Source organism: Caballeronia sp. BR00000012568055, assembly GCF_029439455.1.
Classification (GTDB): domain Bacteria; phylum Pseudomonadota; class Gammaproteobacteria; order Burkholderiales; family Burkholderiaceae; genus Caballeronia.
The window spans coordinates 1-5,471 of sequence record NZ_JAQFVG010000276.1; the positions used below are offsets into that span (position 1 = coordinate 1).

General features: G+C 58.1%; 7 protein-coding genes. 4 read left to right on the plus strand and 3 right to left on the minus strand.

What is annotated here, in order from left to right; all coding sequences use genetic code 11:
• Positions 1-52: 52 nt before the first annotated feature.
• From benB to benD, 3 genes are read left to right on the plus strand one after another with little or no spacing between them, the layout of a single operon-like run.
• On the plus strand, positions 53-541 hold the full coding sequence (gene benB, locus P7F28_RS17035) for a benzoate 1,2-dioxygenase small subunit (RefSeq protein WP_277185704.1): 489 nt from the start codon (positions 53-55) through the stop codon (positions 539-541).
• Positions 542-567: 26 nt separating this feature from the next.
• Entirely contained in the window at positions 568-1,590 is a 1,023-nt protein-coding gene (gene benC / locus P7F28_RS17040; protein WP_277185698.1) for a benzoate 1,2-dioxygenase electron transfer component BenC, read from the plus strand.
• Positions 1,587-2,363: a benzoate diol dehydrogenase BenD gene (gene benD / locus P7F28_RS17045; protein ID WP_277185699.1), complete on the plus strand. Its 777-nt coding sequence runs from the start codon at positions 1,587-1,589 to the stop codon at positions 2,361-2,363. The genes benC and benD overlap by 4 nt, the downstream gene beginning before the upstream one ends.
• 163 nt (positions 2,364-2,526) lie before the next feature.
• Here benD and P7F28_RS17050 read toward each other — a convergent pair whose 3' ends face one another.
• Positions 2,527-3,687 (minus strand): phytanoyl-CoA dioxygenase family protein, encoded by a 1,161-nt coding sequence (locus P7F28_RS17050; protein WP_277185700.1) that lies wholly within the window; start codon positions 3,685-3,687, stop codon positions 2,527-2,529.
• A 95-nt stretch (positions 3,688-3,782) separates the two neighbouring features.
• Between P7F28_RS17050 and P7F28_RS17055 the strand changes: the two genes are divergently transcribed.
• Entirely contained in the window at positions 3,783-4,802 is a 1,020-nt protein-coding gene (locus tag P7F28_RS17055) for a LacI family DNA-binding transcriptional regulator (protein WP_277185701.1), read from the plus strand.
• Between the two features lie 24 nt (positions 4,803-4,826).
• Here the strand turns inward: P7F28_RS17055 and P7F28_RS17060 are convergent, their stop codons facing one another.
• Together P7F28_RS17060 and P7F28_RS17065 are read right to left on the minus strand one after the other, a co-directional pair.
• Positions 4,827-5,210 (minus strand): type II toxin-antitoxin system VapC family toxin, encoded by a 384-nt coding sequence (locus P7F28_RS17060; protein WP_277185702.1) that lies wholly within the window; start codon positions 5,208-5,210, stop codon positions 4,827-4,829.
• Positions 5,207-5,413, minus strand: a complete 207-nt coding sequence (locus P7F28_RS17065; RefSeq protein WP_277185703.1) for a type II toxin-antitoxin system VapB family antitoxin — start codon at positions 5,411-5,413, stop codon at positions 5,207-5,209. Before P7F28_RS17065 ends, P7F28_RS17060 begins: the two co-directional genes overlap by 4 nt.
• Positions 5,414-5,471 lie beyond the last annotated feature (58 nt).

The following is a 5,471-nucleotide window of genomic DNA, read 5'->3' on the forward strand; positions in this document are numbered from 1 at the left end:
GGGCGCAGGTGATGCGCGACGCCTTGCAGAAGGAACAAGCGGAGGCACGGTCATGAGCATCGACTATCAAAAGATTGGTGCGGCCTTATATCAGGAAGCGCGCTTTCTCGATGACCGCCAGTGGGACGAATGGCTCGCTTGCTACACCGAAGACGTGACGTACTGGATGCCCTCGTGGGACGACGACGACAAGCTCACCGACGACCATGAAAGCCAGATCTCGTTGATGTACTACGCGGATCGCGGCGGGTTGGAAGATCGCGTGTTTCGTATCAGGACCGAGCGCAGCAGCGCATCTATGCCCGAGCCGCGCACGAGCCATAACGTGACCAACGTGGAAGTGCTGGCCGAGCGCGATAACGAAGTGGATGTGCGCTACAACTTCAACACGCTGAATCATCGCTACAAGATCACGGATCAGTTTTTCGGCACGATCTTCGTCACCTTTCGCAAGGTCGATGACCGCCTGCTGATCTCGCACAAGAAGATTGCGCTGAAGAACGACTATATCCGCCAGGTGCTCGACGTGTATCACGTCTGACCAGCAACGGCGAAGGAGACATCATCATGTCCAGCTTTAACATTGCACTGAATTTCGAAGACGGCGTGACGCGCTTTGTCGAATGCAAGGCGGGCGAGAAAGTGCTCGACGCCGCCTTCCGCGCCAAAATCAATCTGCCGATGGATTGCTCCGACGGCGTGTGCGGCACCTGCAAATGCCGTGCGGAAAGCGGCCGCTACGATCTCGGCGATGACTATATCGAAGACGCATTGAGCGAAGACGAGAAGGACCACGGACTCGTGCTCACGTGTCAGATGGTGCCGGAAAGCGATTGCGTGATCGCAGTGCCCGCGTCTTCGACCGCGTGCAAGACCGAGCAGGTGAAATTCGCCGCCACAGTCACGAAGGTCGAGCAGCACAACGACGCCGCCGTAGTCCTCGAACTCGATGTCGATTCCGCCGCGCCCGTGTTTCTCGCCGGCCAGTACGTCAATATCGATGTGCCGGGCAGCGGTCAACATCGTTCGTATTCCTTTTCTTCTGCGCCGGGTGAATCGAAGATCAGCTTTTTGATCAAGAAGATTCCCGGCGGCGTGATGAGCACATGGCTTGAATCCGCGCAGACGGGCAGCAAGGTCGAACTGACAGGCCCGCTCGGCAGCTTCTATTTGCGCGCGGTCGAACGTCCCTTGCTGATGCTTGCAGGTGGCACCGGTCTCGCCCCTTTCCTCTCGATGCTTGAAGTGCTCGCGCGTGCGAACTCGCAACAGAAGATTCATCTTATCTATGGCGTGACGCGCGATCTCGATCTCGTTCAGGTCGATGCGATCGAAGCCTACAGCGCCAGACTGCCCGGCTTCACGTTCAGCACGGTTATTGCGGATTCCGAATCGAATCATCCACGCAAAGGCTGGGTCACGCAGCATATGCCCGCCGAAGCGCTCAATGACGGCGATGTGGATGTCTATCTTTGCGGCCCGCCGCCGATGGTCGATGCCGTGCGCAAATGCTTCGACGACAACGGTGTGAAGCCCAACAGCTTCCACTACGAGAAGTTCACGCCCAATGTCGCGACGGTGGCAGCATGAACACGCCGCGTTTTGCCGATAAAGTCATGGTCGTGACCGGCGCGGCGCAGGGAATCGGTCGTGGCGTGGCGTTGCGCGCGGTAAAAGAAGGCGCAAACGTGTTGTTCGTGGATCGCGCAGATTTTATCGATGAAGTCGCGGCGGAAGCGGAAAGTGAGCACGCCAAAGGCTTTATCGCGGATCTGGAGACGTATGAAGGCGCGTCGAATGCAATGGCGTGTGCGGTGCGCACGTTCGGCCGTATCGACATACTTGTGAATTGCGTGGGCGGCGCTATCCGCATGCGTCCTTTCGCGGAGTTCGAAGCCGCGCAGATCGATGCCGAAATTCGCCGCTCGCTGATGCCTACGCTGTATTCGTGTCATGCTGCGCTGGCGCATTTACTGAACAATGGTGGCGGGACCATCGTGAATGTATCGTCGAATGCAACGCGCGGTATACGGCGCGTGCCGTATTCAGCAGCCAAAGGCGGCGTCAATGCAACGACGCAGGCACTCGCGATGGAATATGCCGAGCACGGTATTCGCGTCGTGGCCACCGCACCGGGTGGCACCGCCGCGCCGCCGCGACGCGTGCCACGCAATGCAGCAGGCGACAGCGAGCAGGAGAAGACCTGGATGAACGAAGCAGTGAGACAAGTCACCGACTCCACGTTCTTCAAGCGCTATGGCACGCTCGACGAACAGATCGCGCCCATTCTGTTTCTCGCCTCGGATGAAGCGAGCTATATCACCGGCACGGTGTTGCCGGTTGCGGGCGGTGATAACGGCTAAGAGACAATCCAACGTGAATGATGCGATAGCTCAAATCCAGTCGGTGCTGCCGGATCGTGCGAACGATCTGGCGCGTCTGAGCATGCGGCTCGAAAACGCCGATTTGCGCAAAAAGTTCTGCTGAACCGGACGCGAGCGGATGCAGCGCGCTTTATCGCCATGCTCAGGCGCGGCTGAGTGAGCCTTGACGCCAGACCTGGTCATCGAGTGCCTTTTTCAAGGCCTCGAAGCTCCAGCATTCGTCGATAGCCTCTTGCAGCAAGGCCTGTTGGGTCTTCGGCGCAAGTCCGCCGATGGGCGGGTCGCGATCGAGATCGGTCGGAAACGCATAGCCTTCCGCGCACGATGCAATGACGGCCTTTACTTCGTCATCGCTCAACCAGCCGCTTGCTTTATGGTCGAGCAAAGCGGAAAACACGGCTTCGCACATGCGCTTGCGATTGACCGTTTCCATCGCCCGCCCATATGCCGATGAAACCTGCAACAGGTTCGCCATGCGCTGCACATGCTGCGTACGATTCGCGCCCGCTGCATGAAACAGCGCGGGATTGAAGAACAGCGCATCGCCTTTGGACAAGGGCAACTGAACGAAATGTGCCTCGAAATAGGCACGAAAATCATCGCGCCGCCACGCAAGATAACCGGGCGCGTAACGTTGCGAGTAAGGCAACAGCTTCGTCGGACCGCTTTCTACGGGCATATCGCTGTGCGCGACCGCGCCTTGCAGCGTGAGAAACGGCGACATCGTATGCACATGTGCGGGAAAACGTGCGACTTCCTCCGCAGTCTGAAAACCCAGATGATAGTCACGATGCGCCTGCTGCGCATCGCCACCCGGCCGCACGATATTCACCTGCGATGTCATCTGAAAGCCCGGTCCGAGCCACGCTTCCGACGCGCTTTTGATAAACGGATTCGCAAAATAGCGCACAAAAACCGAAGGCGAATGAAGGCACAGCTTTTCCTGCGCGTTCCAGATCCGATCGTTCGCGCCCGCACGTGCAAAGTGATCCGCGCCCGCGCTGCCTGATTTGCGCTCTTGCAGCACGATATCTTCGAAGATGCGCGTGGCTTCATCGATCGTATGCAGGTCGTCGTAAGCGTGCTTAAGCACGAATACGCCCGCACCGTTGAGGAGCACATCGGCCCATTCGGCCTGCAATGCCCGATCGCTTGATATGCCACGCAACGCGCGGCAATCGTAAAGCGGAATATCGCGTTCGATACGCGCCGCGAATTGCAGCGGCGCACCGCGTTCTTCGCGCAAAAGCGTCGTGAAATCCGTCAGCGAACACTCGCTTTCTTGATACCAGTTCACGCCCATGTCTCGCTCCTGATTTTTGATAAGCATAGACGCAGAAGCGAATCGCGAACTATCATAAATCCATCAAAAAACCATCAAAACGCGGGGCGTGGATCGTGGCACATCGCTTTCTGGTGAAGGAGATTGCGTTGCAGGCAGGCGTAGGCGTCGCAACGGTCGATCGTGTGCTGAACGGACGTGCACATGTACGCGAAGGCACGCGCAAGCGTATCGAACAAGCGATAAAAGAGCTTGAAAAGCAGGAGCTTCAGCTTGCGACCACTGGCCGCAAACTGGTAATCGATGTGGTTGTAGAAGCCCCCACGCGCTTTGCCGACGAGATTCAGACCGCGCTTCTCAACGAGTTACCGGGACTTCATCCGCTGGTGTTTCGCCCGCGTTTTTTGATGCGCGAAACCATGAGCGCCGAGGACGTTACCGATGCCTTGCGCGCCATTGCCCGTCGTGGAAGTCATGGCGTGTTGCTGAAAGCGCGCGATGTACCGGAGATTTCCGAGGCAATCGGTGAATTGCAACGGCGCGGCATTCCCGTCGTCACCCTCTTCACCGATCTGCCGATGTCGGGCCGCATCGCCTATGCAGGGTTGGATAATCGCGTGGCGGGCGCGACCGCGGCGTATCTGATCGGCCAATGGCTCGGCGATTTTCACGCGACCGTGCTCGTGACCATGAGCGACGAACGCTTTCGCGGAGAAGAAGAACGCGAGGCGAGTTTCCGTCGCGCGTTGCGCACGCGCTATCCGAAGATCGCATTACTCGATGCAAGCGGTGGCCACGGCCTTGATACGGATACCGAAGCAAAAGTGCGCGACGTGCTGCCACGCGCGAGCCGTATCGACGCCGTTTATTCGATGGGTGGTGGCAACGCGGCCATCCTTCGTGCGCTCGCGGCGGCGAGGCAAACGCCGCGTTGTTTTATCGGACACGATCTGGATCGCGAGAATGTGCAACTGCTTCGGCAAGGGCGCATTCACGCGATTTTGCACCATGATTTAAGGCAGGATCTGCGCTCGGCGTGTCAGCATGTGATGCTCTTTCATCGCTTGTTTCCGGCTTCGGCGGTGGGGGCTTCGTCGTCGGTGGTGGTGGTGACGCCGGAGAATGTGCCGACGTAGCGCCCGCACGCAAGTGGCGAATGATCAGTGCATTGCGGGCTGATAGCTCACACCGAATCGAGTCGCAATTTCCATCAATCGCCGGTCGAGCGTCCAGAGTTGAGCGCCGGACGTGATCAGCACTGATCCCAGCAGCATCATATCCACCAGGCCGCAACCCATGCCGAAGAGCTTTTCGCGTTCAATAAACGTCATAACTTCGTTGATGCTGATTTGTCGAACGCCTCGCAGCAATTCGATATCGCTCAAGGTCTGCGAGCGCGGGGCGGGCGGCGTGCCACAAGCCAGCTCTCCGATCACCATCGGGTGGGTAAGCGCACGGTCCCACTCGACCAGTTCCACCAATGCAGAGTTGCGGCGTCGAAAGTGGTCTACCCATACCGACGTATCAATCAACACATTTGTCATGACTCGTCCGGTCCGTCACGACGACGCGCGACATCGCGCATCTCCGGCGCGCTTCCGCCCAATGCTGCAAGCCGCTTGGCCGCTTGCACCCTCACAAACGTTTTGATGGCTTCACGAAACAGGTCCGACTTGTCCATGTCGGGGTCCGCGACCTCCAAAGCCTTTTCGTAAAGCGCATCGTCCAGCGTCACGGTTGTACGCATGGTCTTCTCCAGATTCTTTATATGATGCTATTTTGCATCAAAAAAGACATCTGAGTAA